We start from the raw sequence: 20362 nt of genomic DNA on the forward strand, positions 1-20362 counted from the left end.
ACGGTTTGTGATCTCCTTTATACCAAGGGGATGAAAGACACCGTCGACCCTGCACCATCCGTCAATCTGGAGGAGATCATCGTCTGCCCCCAATGCGACGCCGTGTATCACCTCAAGGTGCCCAAGGTTGGCGAGAAGGCGGTGTGCGAACGGTGCCACACCGTGTTGATCGAACCGCGCAAAAAGGCGGGGCTGAAGATCATTGCCATCGCCATTGCCACCTTCGTTCTGATCCTTGGCGCGACGTTCTTTCCGTTTCTGGATATTGATGCGGCGGGCAACAAGAACTCTGTCTCTGTGATGGACGCGGCGCTGGCGTTTTCCAGCGGGCCGCTTTTGCTGCTGTCGCTGGCGACGGCTGCCTTGATCATGCTGGTGCCCCTGGCGCGGGTGATGCTGACGCTCTATGTACTGGTGCCCATCGTGCTGGACCTGCCGCCCGCACGCCACGCCATGCAGGCGTTCCGCCTGTCGCAAGCGTTGCAACCGTGGTCGATGGCCGAGATTTTCGCGCTTGGCTGTGCCGTGGCGCTGGTGAAGATTGCCGATCTGGCTACTGTGGGGTTTGGGCCAGCTTTCTGGATGTTTTGTGGTTTGGTTGTTCTGATTGTGGCGCAGGACAAATTCATGTGTAAATGGTCGGTATGGAATTCGCTGGAAAATCCCAAAAAATCCTAAGCGCCCGCGAAATGGGGTTGGTGGCCTGCACACGGTGTACCCGTGCGTGGCCTATCGGCACGCCTGTCTGCCAACGCTGCGGCCACAAGATGCTGTCGCGCGACTTTGGCAGTATGCAGCGGGTCTGGGCGTTCTGGGTCGTGGGGCTGATGTGCTATATCCCCGCCAATATGTACCCGATGCTGAAAACGCGGACCCTGTTTCAGGTGGATGAAAGCACCATCGTCGGCGGTGCGGTCGAACTGGCGCATCACGGCTCTTACGGTATTGCCTTTATCATCCTGCTCGCGTCGGTCGCGATCCCGCTGGCCAAGTTCTGGGCAATCGCCTATCTGGCGGTCAGCGTTAAGACGCGTAATGCGGCGGCACATCGGTCGCGCCATGTGATGTATGAAATCGTCGAGTATATCGGCCGCTGGTCTATGATCGATATCTTTGTGGTTGCGATCCTTTCGTCGCTGGTGCAACTCAAAACCCTTGCGACCATTAACCCCGGCCCTGCGAGCATGTTTTTCGCCTTGTCGGTCATTTTTACCATGCTTTCTGCACAGGCCTTCGACTCCAGACTGATCTGGGACACGAATGCTTTCGATGGGGACTCCGATCAACATGTCTGACACGCCACCCGAGGTTAAGGTTAAATCCGCGCGCAAACTGTTCCTGAGCAGCGCGTCGATCGTCTGGATCATTCCGATCCTGGCGTTGGTTGCGGCTTTGGGCGTTGCGTTCAGCAGCTATAATTCCCGCGGTCCGGTGATTTTTGTCGAATTTGACAAAGGCGCCGGCATCAAGGCGGGCGAGACCGAATTGCGTTACCGTGACGTGACCGTTGGCCGGGTCGAGGAAGTCGGCTTTACCACCGGTCTGGGCAAGGTCGTCGCGTCGATCCGCGTGGACAAGAATGTGGCCCCCTTTATCGACGCCAGCGCATCTTTCTGGATCGTCCAGCCCGAGGTTTCGGCGCAGGGGATCTCGGGGTTGGGTACGGTGCTCAGCGGCGTCTATATCGAGGGCAGCTGGAATGACGAAGTGGGCGATTTTGCCGAACGGTTCGTCGGGTCGGATTCGCCACCGCTGATCCGCGCCGGACGATCCGGTCTGCAAATCGCCTTTCGCACCGTCGGCAACGGCACCCTGACCGATGATGCCCCGATCCTGTATCGCGGGATCGAGGTGGGCCGTCTGGGCAAGGCAGAGATCGCCCCACGCGGGAACTTTGCCATCGTAGAGGCGCTAATTTACGAAGAGCACCGCAACCTGATCAACAGCAGCACACGTTTCTGGGACAGCTCTGGTTTCAGCCTCTCCCTCGGGCCAGGTGGTGCCGAGATCGACTTTCAGTCCATTGCGACGCTTATCGGGGGCGGGGTGACGTTTGATACATTCGTTTCCGGCGGCGACCGCGTGCAAGACGGCACCGTCTTCGACATTTTCCCAAGCAAGGAAGACGCCCGTAGCGCGGTTTTCAACGCCTCGGAAGTCGAGCCGCTGCTGATCAACGTGATCTTTGATGAAAACGTCTCCGGGCTGGCCGTCGGCGCCCCTGTCGAGCTGAGCGGTCTGAACATCGGCGAGGTCGACTCCCTTGCCGGTATCGTGGATTACGACCAGTTTGGTGACAGCCGCGTGCGGTTGAACGTGACGCTGGCCATCCAGCCCGCGCGGCTTGGCCTGCCGGGGGATGTATCTGCCGAAAGCGCGCTGGCGTTCTTGCAGGACCGTGTTGTGAACGGTCTGCGCGCGCGGCTTGCCTCTGCCAGCCTGTTGACCGGTGGTCTGAAGGTTGAACTGGTGGTGGTCGAAGACGCGCCAAGCGGGCGTCTGGTGGCCGCGGGCGAAAACTTCCCTGTTATGCCGACGACCAAGAACGAAACATCAGATGCCGCTGCCACTGTCGAAGGTGTCTTTAGCCGTATCAACAACCTGCCCATCGAAGAGCTGTTGAACAGCGCCATCGGTCTGATGAATTCGCTACAGGCTTTTGTTGGCAGTGACGAGCTGCAACAGACCCCGCGCGATGTCCGCACGTTGATCAACGAGGTCACGGGGCTGGTATCGTCGGACTCGGTGCAGAATATCCCCGTATCGCTGAACGCCACGCTGCTGCGTGTCGAGACGCTGGTCGCGACACTCGAGGAAGAGCAGATGGCGAAACGTCTGCTGGATGCGGTCGACTCCGTCTCGGAAGCCGCCACCTCCTTCAGCACCTCGACCGAGGGCGTGCCCGAACTGGTCGAAGAGATGCAGGCCGTCGCCGCCAAGGCAAGCGAGCTGGAACTGCAACAGCTGGTGGACGAGTTGACCGCGCTGACCCGCTCTGCCGATCAGGTGATTGGTACACCGGACGCCGTGGCGCTGCCCGGATCGCTGAAAAACGCCCTGGACGAGCTGAACTATACGCTGCAAGAACTGCGCGAAGGCGGCGCGGTCGAGAACGTGAACCAGACGCTGGCATCCGCGCGTAACGCGGCGGATAACATCGCGGTGTCGGCACAAGACCTGCCACAGATCGTGAACCGTCTGTCGACCCTGTTCACGCAGGCAGAGCGTACAATTGAAGGGTACAACAAGGGTGATCAGATCAGCCGTACCGCACAGGAAACCATGCGCGATATCCAAAAAGCAGCCGATGCGCTTGCATCCTTGGCGCGCACCATTGAACGTAACCCCAATTCATTGTTGCTGGGACGGTAAAATATGAACGTTGTAAAAAGTATCGCAAGCCTTGGTCTCGTGGCCTTTCTTGCCGCTTGTGGATCCGCAGATCGCTATGCCGTGGACATGCCCCCGGTCACAGAGCAGGTGAGCATCCGCTTCAACTCTGTCGAAGTGCGTGACGTATCGCTGCCCAGCTATGCGGCTGCCGATGAAATCCACGTGCGCAAATCGAACGGCACGTTGGTGAGCTCTTCCGACGAACTTTGGGCGGATTCGCCCGAACGGGCCGTCGCATTGGAATTGAGCGAGAACCTGTCGCGCCTCACCAACCGCCGGATCGCATCCGAGCCTTGGCCATTCGAAGCCTACCCCGATGCCCGGCTTGAGCTGCGGTTCACCGAATTGCTGGCCGCTGAAACAGGCCAGTTCCGCGCCTCGGGCCAGTATTTCGTCGCCGTATCCACCGGTGGAAGCGAACGATCGGGGTTGTTTGACCTGACCGTAGCTTTCGACCCCAAGGGGGGTCCGGCTGCCATAGCGGCGGCACGGGGGCAACTGATCCTTGATTTGGCCAGCTACATCGCCAAGAATGGACTAAAGTGACGTAATTCCAGCGCGATTTCCCGATAGGGGACAATTTTACACGACTTTTGATTGAATTTTTTTCATAAGGATTTAGCAAGGCCGCCATCACCCTTTGGGCGCAATCGCATAACAGGCAGACCTTCTTCATCTCATGCCCGTTGACGCTACCTGCGATACCGCGGGCATCTTGCCTGATACATTACTTTTAGCCAGTTCTGGCCATGATCAACGGACCACATGCATATGATGAACCAAAGCCAATCGAACTTTTCCGGGCCCAGGGACGAAGATGACGACACCATCGATCTTGGCGCGCTGATTGGTACGTTGTGGCGCGGCAAACTGATTATCGCTGCTGTCACACTGATTTTCATGCTGCTGGCGGGGTACTATGCCTATGGCGTGGCTGTGCCGACCTATCGGTCCACCGCGGTTGTGGTGCTGGACACCAAGGAAGACAGCATCGTGGACCTGCAGGCCGTGGTTGGCGGATTCTCCGGCGATAGCACCGAGGTCAATACAGAGGTCGAAGTGCTGCGGTCCCGTGGGTTGGCGGGCAAAGTTGTCGACCGGCTGAACCTGATTGATGACCCTGAGTTCAACGGCGAACTGCGCGAACCATCCATGATCGGTGGCATGATCTCTGGCCTCAAGGGGATGCTGTCTTCGGGGCCACCCGAAGAAGAGTTGGACCCTGAACTTCAGAAAGCCAAAACCCGCGATGCGGTTGTGCAGGCTTTGCTGGACAAGGTCTCGGTTTCTAACATCCGCCAAAGCCTTGTGTTCAACGTCACGGCTGAAACGGAATCTCCGGTTAAATCTGCCCAGATCGCGAATACGATTGTTGAACTGTACATCCTCAACCAGATCGAAGTGAAATTCGAGGCGACGGAAAAAGCGACTGAATGGCTAAGCAACCGTGTGTCCGAGCTTCAGATCGAGCTTGAGAATGCCGAGAAGAAAGTATCCGAATTTACGGCGCGCACCCAACTGGTTTCGATCGAGGGCCTGCAAGCGCTTGAGCGTCAGATCAAAGAGCTCCGTGACCGCATTGATGGTGCCGCCCTGACCCGCGAGGCGCTTCAAACACGCCTTGCTGACCTAGAGGCCGCGCAAACGCCCGATGAAAAGCTCGACGCCGCGCAAGACGCCGCACTGACGCGTATCTTTAGCAACGGGCTGTCGTCGGAAACGAACCAGACGGCATTTGACCTGCGATTTGATACGGTGATGACACGGGTTCGGGCCGATCTTGTGCGCAGCACGCAACAACTTGAGGCGCTGCGCAACTCGGAAGAAGAGCTTGCGGCGCAGCTGGCCTCGCAAGGGCAAGACCTGATCGAGTTGCAACAGCTGACCCGTGAATCCGAAGCAACGCGTCTACTGTATGAATATTTCCTGACCCGCCTTAAAGAGACCTCTGCCCAAGAAGGCATTCAGAAGGCCGACAGCCGCATGCTGTCCAGCTCGGTCGTGCCAAATTCACCAAGCGCGCCGAAGAAATCGCAGATCATTGCGCTGGCGATGATCCTTGGGGCGATGGTCGGCTCGGGGCTCGTACTGCTGCGCGAATTCAGAACCCGCACGTTCCGCACCGCGAACGAGCTTGAGCAACACACCGGCTATACCGTGATCGGGCAGATCCCGCTGATCCCTACGCGTCATCGCAAGGACACGCTCAAGTATCTGTCGGACAAGCCAACGTCTGCCGCCGCCGAAGCGATCCGCAACCTGCGCACCTCGCTGATGCTGTCGAACCTCGACAAAAAGCCGCAGGTCATCGTATCGACCTCGTCCATCCCGGGAGAGGGTAAAACCACCGTCTCGCTGTCGCTGGCGAAATTCCTGTCCGGTCTGGGCAAATCCGTCCTGCTGGTCGAAGGCGATATCCGCCGCCGCACGCTGAACGAATACTTCCCCGATATGCCGCGCAACGGCATCGCGTCTGTCCTGAACGGCGATGTGAAATTCGCCGATGCGATCCATACGCCTGACGGTTTTGGCGCGGATGTTCTGGGCGGCGAAAAGACCAATGTGAACGCGGCGGATATCTTCTCCTCCGATCGGTTCAAATCCTTCATCTCCGAGATGCGCGATCAGTATGACTTCATCATCATCGACACGCCGCCTGTGCTGGTTGTGCCGGATGCACGTATCATCTCGCAGAATGCCGACGCGATCCTGTTCTCTGTCAAATGGGACAGCACGAACAAGGGTCTGGTCGAGGAATCCATGCGTTTCTTCCACAACTCGAACCAGCGGATCACCGGTCTTGTGCTCAGCCAGATCGATGAGAAGGGCATGAAACGTTATGGCTATGGCGGCGAATACGGTGCCTATGGGGCCTACGGCAAGGGCTATTACGACAGCTAAGCAAGGCTTGGGCATGCCTCAAAACTGCCCAAATCTTTCCCCTCAAGGGTCATAACAGGGCCGCTCTGCTAAGCGATATTCATTGGGAAGTTATCCCAGTGAGGACCCTCAGATGGCACGTATGAAAGAGATCGCAACAGCTGCTGGCACGCTCGCCTGCGCTTTGGGCATCGGCTACGTGATGCAAAGTTCTGACGCTGCGACAGCCCGCTATGGCTCTGACGCCGCTGTGAAAGAGCAAGAGCTACGCCGGCTAAGCAACGAGAACGCCGTGCTCGAGGTCGAAGACATCGTCCTCACCTCGGCCGAGTTCAATGCAGCCCCGCTGGAGCCCACGGTGGAGCTGCCCGATTCTGCCCCCGTCATGTTGGCCGCTGCAAGCGCGGACGAACCGATCTCTCGCCCAGTTTCCGCCCCAATTGCGACGGAACCAGCGGCCACACAGACCTGCGATATCACCGCGAACGCGCGCCCCGTCGCGGCAGCTATGGTGAACCTGACACTGGCGGCACCCTGCATGCCAAACGAACGGATCACAGTGCATCACAGCGGCATGATCTTTACCCAAACCACATCTGACACCGGCGCGCTGGACATTACCGTTCCGGCGCTTGCGCAGGATGCGACCTTCGTCATTGCTTTCGGAAACGGCGAAGGCGCGGTTGCGGATGCGAAGATTGATGATCTGGCCGAATTTGACCGCGTGGTTCTGCAATGGAAGGGCGACACGGGTTTCCAGATGCACGCCCGCGAATTCGGGTCCGACTATGATGGTTCGGGCCATGTCTGGGCTGGCAAGCCGCGCAGCGTTGCCGCCGCGATCACCGGTGAAGGCGGATTTATGACTGTGAACGGCGACCTCAGCGCGGCAGAGCCACTGGTGGCCGAGGTGTACACATTCCCCGCTGCGATGGAAAACGCCGATGCCCGCGTTGCGCTGACCGTGGAAGCCGAAGTGATCCAGGCGAACTGCGGCCAGGAGATAGAGGCGCAATCGATCGAACTGCTTGGCGATGCCACGCTTAGAACGCGCGACCTAAGCGTCGCAGTGCCGGATTGTGATGCGGTCGGCAGCTTTCTTGTGTTGAATAATCTGCTCCAAGACATGAAGGTTGCGGGACACTAACGCAACGCTTGGGGTCTTATGATCACGATTATACGTGCGGCGGTTCTCGCCGCACTTTTCTTATGTTCGGCGACGCTGTCCGCAGGGGCGCAGGATGTCGCGCTGTCCTCCCGTGATGGCAAGATTGAACTAAGCGGCACCTTGCTGGGCTTTGATGGCGAGTTCTACCGCGTCGAAACCGAGTATGGCGAGCTGACGGTCGACAGCACCGGCGTTCAATGCGAAGGGCCGGGCTGCCCCAATCTGGATCCTTTCGTCGCCGAGCTGCAGCTTTCGGGTTCGGCCACGATGGGCGAAGTGTTGATGCCTGCCTTGATCGACGGGTTTGCGCAGCGCAACGGCTATGCCGCTGTGCGCGAGGATGAAGACGAACACCGCTTTACCTATCGGTTGATCGACGAAAAAAGCGAACAAACCGTTGCACTGTTCATGTTCCGGGCCAGCAACAGTGACGAAGGCTTTGCCGATCTTCTGGCGGACGAGGCGGATATCGTGATGTCCCTGCGCGAAATGCGCCCCGAAGAGCGGGTCCGCGCGCGCGAGGCGGGGTTGGGTGATATGACGGGCCTGAACCGCAGTCGCGTGCTGTCGCTTGATGCTGTGGTGCCGGTGGTGTCGGCCTCGAACCCGGTCAAGCAGATCTCTCCGTTGATGTTGGCGCGGGCCTTTGCGGGGAAGGTGACCAATTGGCAGGCGCTTGGCGGGCCGGACGCACCCATTGATCTGCATCTGCCTGACACCAGCAGCGGGCTGGCGCAAGCGATCAGTGATCAGGTGATGCGGCCCGCGACGCTCAAGTTCACCGACGATATCACCCGCCACGCCCGCCCCGCCGATCTGGCGGAAGCGGTGGCAAACGACAGTTTCGCGCTTGGCATCACCAGCTATGCCGAACAACGTGACACCGATGTGTTGACGCTCTCTGGCAGCTGTGGCTTTGCGCTCGATGCCTCGCGCCGCACCATCAAGACCGAAGATTACCCGCTGACCGCGCCGATGTTTCTGTACTTTCCGGCCCGCCGTCTGCCGCAGGTGGCGCGTGAGTTTCTGGCCTTTACCCGCAGCCCTGCGGCGCAGATCGTGATCCGGCGCGCGGGGTTTGTGGATCAGACGCCCGAAGAGATTCCCGTCGAGGATCAGGGCAACCGATTTACAAATGCGATTGCTGTCGCGGGGCCCGAAATCACGCTTGAGGAACTACAGCGGATGAATGCGGCGTTGAAGCCCATGGCGCGGCTGTCGACGTCTTTCCGGTTCGAGGCGGGATCGGTGCGTCTGGATGCACAATCGCGGTCAAACGTGCAGCAACTCGCCCGTGCGCTCGAGGTGGGGCAGTACGACGCGCGCCGTCTGTTGTTCGTGGGGTTCAGTGACGGGCAGGGCGCGTCTTTCGCCAACCGTGACATCGCGCTGCGTCGGGCAGAAGCCGTGCGGCAAGCGGTGATCACCGCGGCGGTTACCGCCAATCTGGAACGTGTGACGCTGGATCTGGACGCCTTTGGAGAGGCGATGCCAATGGCCTGCGATGATACCGCTTGGGGGCGTCAGGCCAACCGGCGGGTAGAGGTCTGGGTGCGCTAAGCCCTAGCGAAACTGGGGCGGGGCGTATTTCAACAACACCGGCACGACCAGTTCTTCCTCGTCGATCAGATGGCGGTTCAGCATGGGTTTGAACGCATCCAGCCGCTGTTTCATGGCCGCGGTACTGTCGAGGAAACCTGCCGCGTCCCCCTCATGGCGCAGGACGGTATTTGCCGTCTCGGCCAGATCGTTCAAAATACCATCAAGACTGTGGTGGTCGCGATCCAAGATCTCGAACCCCTGCGCCGCACCTCGGTCAAGCTGCGCCATCACCGGAAAATACTGGGCATCCTCGATATGGTGGTGACCGTGCAGATCGTTGATCAACATCCCGCCGAAACGCGACAGTTTGCGTTTGTAGGTCTCGGGCGGCTCGACGCGGTCCATCGCCAGTTGCGCGTCCCCCTCCATCTGTTCCAACAGACGGCGGAACATCATATGACGATCCAACCAGAACGCGATCAGGCGGGAGTAATTCGGGTTCTCCTCCCAACCGTCGCGGGGGAAGGCTTTGATCAACGCACGCAACGGATCGGGCAGGCCATCGCGCTGCATCAGGGAAAGCGGGTCGGGGGGCGGCGTATTGGACATAGATCAAAGCTAGTGCCGGGGGGTGATCCGGTAAACTCCGCAAATTCGAACACGACAGTTGCGCTTATAAGTACCCTTCGCTGCGAAAGCTAAGCTCGCGTGATTTGCCGATGATCAGATGGTCGTGCAGGGTCAGCCCAAGGGCGCTGCAGGCTGCGAAAATCTGCTGCGTCATGTCGATGTCGGCTTGGGATGGGGTAGGGTCGCCCGAGGGGTGGTTATGCACCAGAATAAGCGCGCTGGCGTTCAGCTCAAGCGCGCGTTTGGCGACCTCTCGCGGGTAGACGGGGACGTGATCGACAGTGCCCTTGCCCTGTTCCTCATCGCCGATGACGACGTTCTTGCGGTCCAGATAAATGACGCGGAACTGTTCGGTTTCGCGGTGCGCCATCGTGGTGTGGCAATAATCAAGCAGAGCGTCCCAGCCTGAGAGCACATGCTGCCGCATTACCCTGGAACGCGCCATACGGTGGGCTGCGGCTTCAATCACCTTAAGCTCGACAATCACTGCGTCGCCCACGCCCGAGATATCCCTAAGCCGTGGTTCAGGTGCGGTGATCACGCGGTTGAAGTCACCGAACCTGTCCATCAGCGCACGGGCCAGCGGTTTTACATCACGGCGCGGGATGGCGCGGAAGAGCACCAGTTCAAGCAGTTCATAGTCCGGGATCGCTGCGGCACCGCCCTGCATAAAGCGTGCGCGCAAACGTTGTCGGTGATCCGCGATATACGACGGCTGTTTGCCCGATGCTGGCGGTGCGGGCACCGCTTCGTCCCCCAGAAAAGGCAGGCGCGGGTCAGAGAAGTGAGCGTTGTTGCGTCCCATTGGCCCAGCTTGCGGCCAAAGAGGTTATCATCCCGTTAACGCGGGCAGGGGCAAAAACAAAAAGGGCGGAGCCTGCGCCCCGCCCGATGTTTTGTGCGATCAGGTCTTACCCTTTCATCGAATCCCAGAAGGATTTCACCGACGAAAAGAAGCTGCTGCTTTCAGGATTGTTGTTGGAGGATTCCTTTTCGAACTCCTGCAACAATTCCTTTTGGCGGCTGGTCAGGTTCACCGGCGTCTCGACTGCCAGTTCGATGATCATGTCGCCCGTACCACCCCCACGCAGCGGGGGCATACCCTTGCCGCGCAGACGCATCTGGCGACCGGACTGGCTGCCCGCCGGGATTTGCACGCGGCCACGGCCACCGTCGATCGTTGGCACCTCGATGCTGCCCCCAAGGGCGGCGGTGCTCATCGACACGGGAACGCGGCAAAACAGGTTTGGCCCGTCGCGTTCGAACAGCTTGTGGTCCTGCACCTCGATAAAGATGTACAGATCACCCGACGGCCCGCCGCGCATGCCTGCTTCGCCTTCGCCGGCCAGACGGATACGTGTGCCGGTTTCAACGCCCGCAGGGATGTTCACCGACAGCGCACGGTCTTTTTCAACACGCCCGGCTCCGCGGCAGGATTTACAGGGGTTCTTGACGATCTGGCCCATGCCCGAACAGGTCGGACAGGTGCGTTCGACCGTGAAAAAGCCCTGCTGAGCACGGACCTTGCCCATACCGGAACAGGTGGGGCAGGTGGTCGGCTCTGCGCCGCCTTCTGACCCGGAACCGTTACAGGAATCGCAGGCCACAGAGGTGGGCACGTTGATCGACTTCTGCATGCCCCGATACGCGTCTTCGAGCGTAATCCCGAGGTTGTAGCGCAGATCGGCACCGCGCGCAGCACGGCGTCCGCCGCCGCCCCGCTGGCCACCCATGAAGTCGCCGAACAGGTCGTCAAACACGTCAGAGAACGCCGAAGAGAAGTCGCCCTGACCGCCGCCGCCAAAGCCGCCGCCACGATGGCCACCGCCACCGCCCATACCCCCTTCAAAGGCCGCATGACCATAACGGTCATAGGCAGCTTTCTTTTCGGGGTCTTTCAGGACTTCGTAAGCTTCGTTCGCTTCTTTGAACTGGGCTTCGGCATTGGGGTTGTCGGCATTGCGATCGGGGTGCAATTCCTTGGCTTTGGTGCGGTAGCCCTTTTTGATCTCGTCGGCAGAGGCACCTTTAGCGACGCCGAGCGTCTCGTAGTAATCACGTTTGGCCATGAATTAGCTCCTACGCTGGAACGTGACGGGCCGGCCCGGCAAGCGGACCGGCCCCTTCAGTGGTTCCGTGGGCGTGCTTACGCGCGCTTGTTATCGTCCAGATCTTCGAAATCGGCATCGACGATATCGTCGTCACCTTCGGGTGCATCCGCAGCCGGGGCAACGTCTTCGTTTTCGTCCTGAGCCGCCTTGTAGATGGCTTCGCCCAGTTTCATCGCTGCTTCGGTAACGTTCTGGATACCGTTGTTGATCTTATCAACATTGTCGGTCGCCAGTTCGTCGTTCAACGCAGCAATGGCCAGTTCGATCGCTTCGACGGTGGTCGGGTCAACCTTGTCAGAATGCTCTTCCAGCGACTTCTCGGTCGAGTGGATCAGCGATTCCGCTTGGTTTTTCGCCTCGATCAATGCGCGGCGCTCTTTGTCGGCGTCGGCATTTTCTTCGGCGTCTTTCACCATCTTTTCGATATCCGCATCGGACAGACCGCCGGACGCTTGGATCGTGATCTTCTGCTCTTTGCCTGTGCCTTTATCCAGCGCGCCTACGGCAACGATACCGTTTGCGTCGATGTCAAAGGTCACTTCGATCTGGGGCATACCGCGGGGTGCGGGTGGGATGCTTTCCAGATTGAACGCGCCAAGGATCTTGTTGTCCGCGGCCATTTCACGCTCCCCTTGGAAGACGCGGATGGTCACGGCGCTTTGGTTATCCTCAGCGGTCGAGAAGACCTGCGACTTTTTCGTCGGGATCGTGGTGTTGCGGTCGATCAGACGGGTGAACACGCCACCCAGCGTTTCGATACCAAGGCTCAGCGGTGTCACGTCCAGCAGAACAACGTCTTTGACGTCGCCTTGCAGAACACCGGCCTGAATGGCCGCACCCAAGGCAACAACCTCGTCAGGGTTCACACCCTTATGGGGCTCTTTGCCGAAGAACTTGGTCACTTCCTCGATGACGCGCGGCATACGGGTCATACCGCCGACCAGAACGACTTCGTCGATCTCGGATGCGGATACACCGGCATCTTTCAACGCGGCTGCGCAAGGCTTCATCGACGCTTTGATCAGGTCACCAACCAATTGCTCCAGCTTGGAGCGGGTCAGCTTCATCACCATGTGCAGTGGCGAGCCATCTTTGCCCATCGAGATGAACGGCTGGTTGATCTCTGTCTGGCTTGCGCTGGACAGTTCGATCTTGGCCTTCTCTGCCGCTTCTTTCAGACGCTGAAGCGCCATCTTGTCTTGGGTCAGGTCGACGCCGTTGGTCTTTTTGAATTCATCCGCAAGGTAGTTCACGATGCGCATGTCGAAGTCTTCACCGCCGAGGAACGTGTCACCGTTGGTGGATTTCACTTCGAACAGGCCATCGTCGATTTCAAGGATGGTCACGTCGAACGTACCGCCGCCAAGGTCATAGACCGCGATGGTTTGCGTGTCTTTCTTGTCCAGACCATAGGCCAGGGCCGCCGCTGTCGGTTCGTTGATGATCCGCAGTACTTCCAGACCGGCAATCTTGCCCGCATCTTTGGTCGCCTGACGCTGAGCGTCGTTAAAGTAGGCAGGCACAGTGATCACGGCCTGGGTGACTTCTTCGCCCAGATAGGATTCCGCTGTTTCCTTCATTTTGCCAAGGATGAACGCAGAGATTTGCGAGGGGGAGTATTTCTCGCCCTTGGCTTGTACCCATGCGTCACCATTCCCACCGTCCATGACGGTGAAGGGCAGGTTCTTTTTGTCCTTGGCCAGATCCGCGTCGTCATTGCGACGGCCGATCAGGCGTTTCACGCCGAAAATTGTGTTGTCGGGGTTGGTAACCGCTTGCCGTTTGGCAGGCTGCCCAACCAGACGTTCGTCGTCTGTGAACGCAACGATGGAGGGCGTGGTGCGTGCGCCTTCGGCGTTTTCGATAACGCGAGGCTGGCTGCCGTCCATGATGGCGATACAGCTGTTTGTCGTTCCTAGGTCGATACCAATAACTTTGGCCATGTTTGATCCCTCTTTTACTCAAGGCGATGACACGAAGCGCAGGCCCGTTGTGGCACCTTTGCCCCGATCTTTTTCACCAAAGGCCGGATGCCTTTAGCGGTTCTCGGCGTATATAAGGAGCAGATATGGACCCTGCAACCGTTGCATGAGAAAGGAGAGGCGGATTCTGCGTGGATTTTTCGCGAAAGCAGGCAAGAAGGGCGTTTAGATGACGATATTGCGGTTACGCGGCTTCGAAATTCACAAATCTTACCTTACGTTGTCGGCGCAGCGCGGGCTGTTGGATGCCGTGCGCGGGGTGGTCAAACAGGTGCCGTTCTTCCGCCCCGTCATGCCAAGCGGGCAGCAGATGTCGGTGCGTATGACCTCCGCGGGGGACTATGGCTGGCTGTCCGATACGCAGGGCTATCGCTATGCGCCAACCCACCCCAACGGGACCCCGTGGCCTGCGATCCCGCCCGAGGTTTTGACGATCTGGAATGACCTGACGGGGTTGGAGCGGCAGCCGGAGTCCTGCCTTATCAACTATTACGCGTCAGACGCGAAGATGGGCCTGCATCAGGACAAGAACGAGACGGATTTCCGCTGGCCTGTCGTGTCCATCTCGCTTGGCGACGAAGGGATGCTGCGCGTCGGCGGTCAGAAGCGCGGTGGCAAGACCGACAGCCTTTGGCTGCAATCGGGCGATGTTGTCGTCATGGGCGGCGAGGCACGGCTGAACTATCACGGGATCGATCGCATTCGTGCGGGGTCATCGACGCTGTTGCCCAAAGGCGGGCGGATCAACATCACGCTGCGGGTCGTGACCTGAGCCTAGCGTCGCGCGCTCCAGCTCGCGGAGGCATGTTTACGGGTGTAGAATTCACCCATCAGCCCGATCACCATCAGGACCACACCGACCCAAACCGCATATTCCCAGTTACTGTAGCGCGGGTTGTAGTTGATAAACGCATATCCGCGCGCCTGGTCGATGACGTGGAACAAGGGGTTCCAGTCAAACATGGCCAGCATGAAGGACGGCAGCGAATTGGCCAGAAACATCTTGCCCGAGGCGATCATATTCGCCCGCTGGTAAATCGTCGTGAAGATCTGTGTAAAGGCCGGTGCCCAGGGTTTGATGGCCAGCAGCACCATCCCCACGGCCACGCCCGTAAACCACGCGATCATCAGCATGAACATCACGCCCGACGGGTCGTAGATCACCACCGGATTGAAGGCGAGGTGATAGACCGACATGATCAGGATCAGCGATAGCATCTGAATATACAGCGCGCCCAAGGCCGCCGCAGCCAGTGCGATCATCGTGGTCATCGGCGCGTGTTTCATCATCGCACTCGCCGGTCCCTCGGCAGCGGCGACGGCGGCAACCGTTTTGGTGTGCACCATAAACAAAAAGATGCCGGTCATGATGTAGATCACGAAATCGCCCCGAATGGCCGCCCCGCGCATCCCCAGAACCGAGAACATGACATAGAACACGCCAACAAAGATCACCGCTTGCAGGATGTTGATCCCGATGGCGGCAAAGGCATTGTTGTGCTGCTTGCGCACAGAGCGCACGACGGAGTGGTAGACGAGTTCGAAAAAGTTAACGGCCGAGCGGAAATTGCCCGTGTTGGTGCGCCTTGGTTGAAACATCGTAAAGCCTCTTTGTGACGTACCCTCGCACGGAATTCTTGCTGTTCCGTCAAGGCGCAATCATAAGGGGTTTGCGCAAAGTAATCAACGAAACTGAAAAGGCCGCGACATTATGGATTATGAGCAACTGGTAACGGTGATGCGCCGTTTGTCGATCGAAGCAGGCGACAAGATCATGGAGATTTACGGCGCGGATGATTTCGAGGTCAAAACCAAATCCGACGAAAGCCCCGTGACCATTGCCGACGAAGCGGCGGACAAGATCATCTCGGACGGGCTGCGCGCGGCGTTCCCTGATGTGATGCTTGTCACGGAAGAGCAGTCGGCCACCCATTCGGCGTCGGGCGATACGTTCCTGATCGTGGACCCGCTGGACGGCACGAAAGAGTTCATCAACCGTCGGGGCGATTTCACCGTGAACATCGCGCTGGTCGAAGGCGGCGTGCCGACACGCGGTGTTGTCTATGCCCCCGCCCGTTCGCGCATGTTCTTCACGCTGGCCGATGGCAGCGCGGTCGAGGAAACTGGCGATTTCCCAAAAGACAGCATGGGCCCTGTGCAGCCGATATCAGTCTCTACGCCGGATAATGCCGCGCTGATGGTCGTCGCGTCCAAGTCGCACCGCGATCAGGCGACCGATGACTACATCGCGAAATACGATGTGCGCGACATGAAAAGCGCGGGCTCGTCGCTGAAGTTCTGCCTGATCGCCACGGGCGAGGCGGATCTGTACCCTCGGGTCGGGCGCACGATGGAATGGGACACGGCTGCAGGCCACGCGGTTCTGACCGGCGCTGGTGGGGCCGTTGTGCGCTTTGACGACCTGACCCCGCTGACCTACGGCAAAGCCGATTTCGCCAACCCCTTCTTTATCGCCCATGCACCGGGCGTTGAACTGAAAGCCTCCTGATGTCGGTCCTTATTGTCATTCCCGCCCGCTATGCCTCTACCCGCTATCCGGCGAAACCGCTGGCGCTGTTGACAGGGGCGAGCGGTACGGCACGCAGCCTGATCGAACGCAGCTGGCGTGCTGCCTGCGAGGTTCAGGGCGTCGACAAGGTTGTTGTGGCCACCGATGATGATCGCATCAAGGACGCCGCCGAAGCCTTCGGGGCCGAGGTGGTGATGACCTCGGTCGACTGTGCCAACGGGACAGAGCGTTGTGCCGAAGCCCATGCGGTTCTGGGCGGTGGCTATGACATCGTGGTGAACCTGCAAGGCGACGCGCCGCTGACACCACATTGGTTTGTCGAAAGCCTTGTACAGGGTCTGCAAGGCGACCCTAATGCCGGTATCGCGACGCCAGTATTGCGCTGCGATGGCGCGGCGTTGAACGGGCTACTGGCCGACCGCAAAGCAGGTCGGGTGGGGGGCACCACCGCCGTTTTCGCAGCGGATCATGCGGCGATGTATTTTTCAAAGGAAGTCGTGCCGTTCACGTCGAAAACCTATGAGGATACCGATGCCACGCCGGTGTTCCACCACGTGGGCGTCTATGCCTATCGCCCCGACGCGCTGGCGGCCTATCCGTCATGGAAGGTCGGTCCGCTTGAACAGCTTGAAGGGTTGGAGCAGCTGCGCTTCATGGAAAACAGCCACAAGGTGCTCTGCGTCGAGGTCGAGGCCAAGGGCCGCCAGTTCTGGGAGCTGAACAACCCCGAAGATGTGCCAAAGATCGAAGCGATGATGGCCGAGATGGGGTTGGCGTAATCGCACCGCCCCACCGCCATCGCCAATATTGCGGTGGGGCGTGCAACCTGTAATGAATAAAGCCACGGCGATCCGACGTTTTGATTTATTTAACGAAAACGGCGGATAAGGCGCAAAGATGTGCAAGCTGCGGCATAAAGGGGCTTTTGACCGCAAAATCAGCAAGAAGCCGCCATATTTTAGGCGCTGCCCATATTTAGGGCTGGCAGCATGGTGGTTTGCAATTCAATGAGCGCTAACTCGGTTATCCGCACGTAAATGTATAAAGGCGACGATTTCACATGGCTAAGAAAGTAACAAAAGCGATTTTTCCGGTGGCTGGTTTGGGAACGCGGTTTTTGCCCGCGACGAAATCTGTCCCCAAAGAGATCATGACGTTGGTCGATCGTCCGCTGGTGCAATACGCCATCGACGAGGCCCGCGCGGCGGGCATCAAGGAATTCATCTTTGTCACCTCCCGCGGCAAGGGCGCGCTGGAAGATTACTTTGATCACTCTCCCGTGCTGGAACAGGAACTGCGCTCCAAGGGCAAGACAGAGCTGATGGAGATCCTGAAAAGCACCAATATGGACAGCGGTGCCATCGCCTATATCCGCCAACACAAAGCGCTTGGTCTGGGCCACGCGGTATGGTGCGCCCGTCGTCTGATCGGCAACGAACCTTTTGCGGTGATGCTGCCCGATGATGTGATCGCTGCCGACAAACCCTGTCTGCAGCAGATGATCGAAGCCTATAACGAGACCGGCGGCAACATGGTTGCGGCGATGGAAGTGAACCCTGAAAAATCCTCCTCCTACGGGATGCTGGACATCGACGAGGGCCAAACCGATGGTGAACTGGTCAAGGTGAAGGGCATGGTCGAAAAGCCCAAAGCCGAAGACGCGCCGTCGAACCTTGCCGTCATCGGGCGCTATATCCTGTCGCCAAACGTGCTGAAGAACCTGAACCAGCTGAAGTCCGGCTCGGGTGGGGAAATCCAGCTGACCGACGCCATCGCAGCAGAGCTGACCCAAGGCAACGATGTCTATGGCTACCGCTTCAAGGGCCAGCGTTTCGACTGCGGTTCCAAATCCGGTTTCCTGCAGGCGACCGTGTCCTTCGGGCTGTCACGTGAAGAGCTGCGCGATGATCTGCGTGCGTATTTGCAAGACATCATGCAGGGTGAAACCGCGGCGCAATAAGCGCTGGGCGATAGGGACGGGCGTATGGCGAATATCTTGGTCACCGGCGGTGCGGGCTATATCGGGTCGCACGCGTGCAAGGCGCTGGCCGCTGCAGGGCATACCCCCGTCACCTTCGATAATCTGGTCACCGGCTGGCGTGACGCAGTAAAATTCGGCCCTTTCGTGCAGGGTGACCTGCTGAACCGCGCCGAGATTGACGCCGCGTTTGAACAATACCAGCCGGTCGCCGTCATGCATTTTGCCGCGCTTAGCCAAGTGGGCGATAGCATGAAACAGCCCGGCACCTATTGGCGCAACAACGTCGAAGGGTCGCTGAACCTGATCGAGGCGACGGTCGCCGCAGGCTGCAAACACTTCGTCTTTTCGTCCACCTGTGCGACCTATGGCGATCAGGATAATGTCGTGCTGGATGAAAATAGCGCGCAACACCCGATCAACGCTTACGGGGCCTCCAAACGCGCGATCGAAGATATCCTGCGCGACTTCGAGGCCGCTTATGGTCTGCAAAGCGTGATCTTCCGCTATTTCAACGTGGCCGGTGCCGACCCCGAAGGGGAGGTCGGCGAATTCCACCAGCCCGAGACACATTTGATCCCGCTGATGCTGGACGCTATCGACGGCAAACGGGATGCGCTGACGATCTTTGGCACCGATTACGACACGCCCGATGGCACCTGCATTCGTGATTATGTGCATGTCTGCGATCTGGTCGATGCCCATGTTCTGGGGCTGAACTGGCTGCGAGAGGATAAGGGCAGTCGCGTGTTCAATCTGGGCACCGGCACCGGGTTTTCCGTGCGCGAGGTTGTGGAACACAGCCGCGAGGTCACCAACCGCGCCGTGCCCATGACCGAAGGCGACCGGCGGCCGGGCGATTGCACCAAGCTGGTCTCGGGCTCGGTCCGCGCCGAGACAGAGCTGGGCTGGCGGCCCACGCGGTCGACCCTGCAGCAGATGATCACCGACGCGTGGAGATGGCACCAGACCGGCCACTATAGCGCATGACCGACAGCGCCGCTGTTCCCGCGTCGCGAGGGGCCCGGCTATGGGGTGCCTATCGGATGCGGTTGAAACGGCGGCGGCTGCTGTGGCGTGCATTGCGGTCGCGGCATCAGTTGAAAGCGCCAAGGCGGCCCGCCATTCCGCGCGACGGCGTGCTCGCCTTTGTCGTGCTGCGCAACGAGGCCGCGCGGCTTCCATATTTTCTGGATCACTACCGCGATCTTGGCGTTGCGCATTTTCTGATGATCGACAATGGCAGTGACGATGGCAGTACCGAAATGCTGGCGGCACAGCCCGATGTGACCCTGTGGCAAACCTCTGCCAGCTATCGCGCGTCGCGGTTCGGGCTGGACTGGCTGAACTGGCTGCTGTGGCGGCATGGGCACGGGCGCTGGTGTCTGACCGTCGATGCGGACGAGCTGCTGGTCTATGACCAGATGGAGACGCGGAAACTGCCCGCATTGACCGATCAACTTGAGCGTAAAGCGCGCAAAGGGTTCGGCACGCTGATGCTGGATATGTTCCCGAAGGGCCCATTGGGCGCGCAGTTCTATGCCCCCGGCCAAGACCCGGCGCAGGTGCTGGATTGGTTCGACCCCGCTCCCTATCGGGCGGTACGTCAGTGGCCGATGAACAACCTTTGGGTGCAGGGCGGTGCCCGCGAGCGGGTTTTCTTTGCTGATCGTCCCACGCAGTCACCGACGCTGAACAAGATACCGCTGGTCCGCTGGCATCGGCGCTATGTCTATGTGAATTCGACCCACTCCCTCCTGCCGCCCGCGCTGAATGACATCTACGATGGGCCGGGGGGGAAGACGGCCTCGGGGGTTTTGCTGCACAGTAAGTTCCTGCCAGAGATCATTGCGAAGTCCCGTCAGGAAAAGGCACGGGGGCAGCATTTTCACAACCCGGAACAGTTTGACGGTTACTATGACCAGATCACCGACGCCCCCGATCTGTGGCACGCAGATGCGCGGCGCTATACCGGGCCGGCGGATCTGGAAGACTGCGACCTGATGCGCAGCCCCTGGGCCTGATATTCCCCGGCCTGACCGTCATCCCGGCAACGCGTAACTGTTTCAAAGTACGTTGTTTATGAACACGGCCCATGACATATTGGCTTGGAACCTGATGGAATGAAGGCCCTAGGCCGGCGGGGCA

18 protein-coding genes are annotated in these 20362 nt (G+C 59.2%); 13 read left to right on the forward strand and 5 right to left on the reverse strand.

Annotated features, from left to right (window positions below):
* Positions 1-30 precede the first annotated feature (30 nt).
* The 7 genes from B3849_RS06515 to B3849_RS06545 all read left to right on the forward strand — a co-directional run bounded on the left by B3849_RS06515 (position 31) and on the right by B3849_RS06545 (position 9001).
* On the forward strand, positions 31-678 hold the full coding sequence (locus B3849_RS06515; protein WP_005850602.1) for a paraquat-inducible protein A: 648 nt from the start codon (positions 31-33) through the stop codon (positions 676-678).
* Positions 679-689: 11 nt separating this feature from the next.
* Positions 690-1295 carry a paraquat-inducible protein A gene (locus B3849_RS06520; protein ID WP_278425006.1) on the forward strand — a complete coding sequence of 202 codons (606 nt, stop codon included), beginning with the start codon at positions 690-692 and terminating at the stop codon, positions 1293-1295.
* Positions 1288-3372 (forward strand): MlaD family protein, encoded by a 2085-nt coding sequence (locus B3849_RS06525; protein ID WP_278424997.1) that lies wholly within the window; start codon positions 1288-1290, stop codon positions 3370-3372. The genes B3849_RS06520 and B3849_RS06525 overlap by 8 nt, the downstream gene beginning before the upstream one ends.
* Before the next feature lie 3 nt (positions 3373-3375).
* A complete protein-coding gene (locus B3849_RS06530) occupies positions 3376-3939 on the forward strand; it encodes a PqiC family protein (protein WP_074636576.1) in 564 nt (187 codons plus the stop codon).
* Positions 3940-4158: 219 nt separating this feature from the next.
* The gene (locus B3849_RS06535) at positions 4159-6294 is read left to right on the forward strand and encodes a GumC family protein (protein ID WP_286779928.1); all 2136 of its coding nucleotides are present in this window, start codon (positions 4159-4161) and stop codon (positions 6292-6294) included.
* A 112-nt stretch (positions 6295-6406) separates the two neighbouring features.
* Entirely contained in the window at positions 6407-7420 is a 1014-nt protein-coding gene (locus B3849_RS06540; RefSeq protein ID WP_278424993.1) for a hypothetical protein, read from the forward strand.
* Positions 7421-7438: 18 nt separating this feature from the next.
* Positions 7439-9001, forward strand: coding sequence for a phosphate ABC transporter substrate-binding/OmpA family protein (locus B3849_RS06545; RefSeq protein WP_278424991.1), 1563 nt, complete (start codon positions 7439-7441; stop codon positions 8999-9001).
* 3 nt (positions 9002-9004) lie between these two features.
* On the opposite strand, the gene B3849_RS06550 is transcribed toward B3849_RS06545, so the two are convergent.
* From B3849_RS06550 to dnaK, 4 genes are all read right to left on the reverse strand, one after another.
* Complete coding sequence (locus B3849_RS06550) at positions 9005-9592, reverse strand: hemerythrin domain-containing protein (RefSeq protein WP_278424990.1); 588 nt, start codon at positions 9590-9592, stop codon at positions 9005-9007.
* A 64-nt stretch (positions 9593-9656) separates the two neighbouring features.
* Complete coding sequence (gene radC / locus B3849_RS06555) at positions 9657-10418, reverse strand: RadC family protein (RefSeq protein WP_005850587.1); 762 nt, start codon at positions 10416-10418, stop codon at positions 9657-9659.
* A gap of 106 nt (positions 10419-10524) precedes the next feature.
* The gene (gene dnaJ / locus B3849_RS06560; protein WP_005850586.1) at positions 10525-11682 is read right to left on the reverse strand and encodes a molecular chaperone DnaJ; all 1158 of its coding nucleotides are present in this window, start codon (positions 11680-11682) and stop codon (positions 10525-10527) included.
* 77 nt (positions 11683-11759) lie between these two features.
* Complete coding sequence (gene dnaK, locus B3849_RS06565; RefSeq protein WP_005850585.1) at positions 11760-13667, reverse strand: molecular chaperone DnaK; 1908 nt, start codon at positions 13665-13667, stop codon at positions 11760-11762.
* Between the two features lie 208 nt (positions 13668-13875).
* On the opposite strand from dnaK, the gene B3849_RS06570 reads away from it, so the two are divergent.
* Positions 13876-14478: an alpha-ketoglutarate-dependent dioxygenase AlkB family protein gene (locus B3849_RS06570; protein ID WP_286779929.1), complete on the forward strand. Its 603-nt coding sequence runs from the start codon at positions 13876-13878 to the stop codon at positions 14476-14478.
* Positions 14479-14480: 2 nt separating this feature from the next.
* Here the strand turns inward: B3849_RS06570 and B3849_RS06575 are convergent, their stop codons facing one another.
* Positions 14481-15305: an ABC transporter permease gene (locus B3849_RS06575; RefSeq protein WP_005850582.1), complete on the reverse strand. Its 825-nt coding sequence runs from the start codon at positions 15303-15305 to the stop codon at positions 14481-14483.
* A 112-nt stretch (positions 15306-15417) separates the two neighbouring features.
* Between B3849_RS06575 and cysQ the strand changes: the two genes are divergently transcribed.
* The 5 genes from cysQ (at position 15418) to B3849_RS06600 (ending at position 20238) form a co-directional block, all read left to right on the forward strand.
* Positions 15418-16215 (forward strand): 3'(2'),5'-bisphosphate nucleotidase CysQ, encoded by a 798-nt coding sequence (cysQ, locus tag B3849_RS06580; RefSeq protein WP_278424988.1) that lies wholly within the window; start codon positions 15418-15420, stop codon positions 16213-16215.
* A complete protein-coding gene (locus tag B3849_RS06585) occupies positions 16215-17015 on the forward strand; it encodes a 3-deoxy-manno-octulosonate cytidylyltransferase (protein ID WP_005850579.1) in 801 nt (266 codons plus the stop codon). Before cysQ ends, B3849_RS06585 begins: the two co-directional genes overlap by 1 nt.
* A 281-nt stretch (positions 17016-17296) precedes the next feature.
* The gene (gene galU / locus B3849_RS06590; protein ID WP_278376324.1) at positions 17297-18196 is read left to right on the forward strand and encodes a UTP--glucose-1-phosphate uridylyltransferase GalU; all 900 of its coding nucleotides are present in this window, start codon (positions 17297-17299) and stop codon (positions 18194-18196) included.
* Between the two features lie 24 nt (positions 18197-18220).
* Positions 18221-19204 carry a UDP-glucose 4-epimerase GalE gene (gene galE / locus B3849_RS06595; RefSeq protein ID WP_009825625.1) on the forward strand — a complete coding sequence of 328 codons (984 nt, stop codon included), beginning with the start codon at positions 18221-18223 and terminating at the stop codon, positions 19202-19204.
* The gene (locus tag B3849_RS06600; RefSeq protein WP_278424986.1) at positions 19201-20238 is read left to right on the forward strand and encodes a glycosyltransferase family 2 protein; all 1038 of its coding nucleotides are present in this window, start codon (positions 19201-19203) and stop codon (positions 20236-20238) included. The genes galE and B3849_RS06600 overlap by 4 nt, the downstream gene beginning before the upstream one ends.
* Positions 20239-20362 lie beyond the last annotated feature (124 nt).

This window comes from Sulfitobacter sp. UBA4523 (assembly GCF_002388305.1).
Lineage (GTDB): Bacteria > Pseudomonadota > Alphaproteobacteria > Rhodobacterales > Rhodobacteraceae > Sulfitobacter > Sulfitobacter pontiacus.

Coding starts and splice junctions, on each gene's coding strand:
- dnaJ (WP_005850586.1), bottom strand. CDS start 11,682: ATGGCCAAACGTGATTACTACGAGACGCTCGGCGTCGCTAAAGGTGCC.
- cysQ (WP_278424988.1), top strand. CDS start 15,418: ATGGATTATGAGCAACTGGTAACGGTGATGCGCCGTTTGTCGATCGAA.
- B3849_RS06585 (WP_005850579.1), top strand. CDS start 16,215: ATGTCGGTCCTTATTGTCATTCCCGCCCGCTATGCCTCTACCCGCTAT.
- B3849_RS06550 (WP_278424990.1), bottom strand. CDS start 9,592: ATGTCCAATACGCCGCCCCCCGACCCGCTTTCCCTGATGCAGCGCGAT.
- B3849_RS06545 (WP_278424991.1), top strand. CDS start 7,439: ATGATCACGATTATACGTGCGGCGGTTCTCGCCGCACTTTTCTTATGT.
- B3849_RS06540 (WP_278424993.1), top strand. CDS start 6,407: ATGGCACGTATGAAAGAGATCGCAACAGCTGCTGGCACGCTCGCCTGC.
- galU (WP_278376324.1), top strand. CDS start 17,297: ATGGCTAAGAAAGTAACAAAAGCGATTTTTCCGGTGGCTGGTTTGGGA.
- B3849_RS06515 (WP_005850602.1), top strand. CDS start 31: ATGAAAGACACCGTCGACCCTGCACCATCCGTCAATCTGGAGGAGATC.
- B3849_RS06600 (WP_278424986.1), top strand. CDS start 19,201: ATGACCGACAGCGCCGCTGTTCCCGCGTCGCGAGGGGCCCGGCTATGG.
- radC (WP_005850587.1), bottom strand. CDS start 10,418: ATGGGACGCAACAACGCTCACTTCTCTGACCCGCGCCTGCCTTTTCTG.
- dnaK (WP_005850585.1), bottom strand. CDS start 13,667: ATGGCCAAAGTTATTGGTATCGACCTAGGAACGACAAACAGCTGTATC.
- B3849_RS06570 (WP_286779929.1), top strand. CDS start 13,876: ATGACGATATTGCGGTTACGCGGCTTCGAAATTCACAAATCTTACCTT.
- B3849_RS06535 (WP_286779928.1), top strand. CDS start 4,159: ATGCATATGATGAACCAAAGCCAATCGAACTTTTCCGGGCCCAGGGAC.
- B3849_RS06575 (WP_005850582.1), bottom strand. CDS start 15,305: ATGTTTCAACCAAGGCGCACCAACACGGGCAATTTCCGCTCGGCCGTT.
- galE (WP_009825625.1), top strand. CDS start 18,221: ATGGCGAATATCTTGGTCACCGGCGGTGCGGGCTATATCGGGTCGCAC.
- B3849_RS06530 (WP_074636576.1), top strand. CDS start 3,376: ATGAACGTTGTAAAAAGTATCGCAAGCCTTGGTCTCGTGGCCTTTCTT.
- B3849_RS06525 (WP_278424997.1), top strand. CDS start 1,288: ATGTCTGACACGCCACCCGAGGTTAAGGTTAAATCCGCGCGCAAACTG.
- B3849_RS06520 (WP_278425006.1), top strand. CDS start 690: ATGGGGTTGGTGGCCTGCACACGGTGTACCCGTGCGTGGCCTATCGGC.